The sequence below is a fragment of the Deinococcus sp. genome (assembly GCF_018260405.1).
GTDB lineage: Bacteria > Deinococcota > Deinococci > Deinococcales > Deinococcaceae > Deinococcus.
Map to the genome: position 1 here is coordinate 638 of NZ_JAGLBG010000232.1, position 235 is coordinate 872.

Here is a 235-nt window from a genome sequence, read left to right on the forward strand (position 1 = left end):
AGTTCGGCAGATGAGTGATATGGGCTTGCGCATAAAGCAAAACGGGCAATGGTCGGACATGCTGTATTTCCTGTCAGTTGCGTCAAAAAACCCCACTGAGGTTGATGCCCGCGCTTTGCTGACGCCAGGTTTCGTGTATGTACTTGACCGCGCAGGCTTTGAGCTTCCGCCTGAATATGGGCATCCAGGTTTGGGCTATGTGCAGGAAGCACACTGGATTAATCCAAATCCTGTC

General features: G+C 51.5%; 1 pseudogene. It reads left to right on the forward strand.

Going from position 1 to position 235, the window contains the following annotated elements:
- Positions 1-10: 10 nt before the first annotated feature.
- A pseudogene (locus QZ269_RS13285) lies at positions 11-235 on the forward strand (hypothetical protein); the annotation flags it as partial.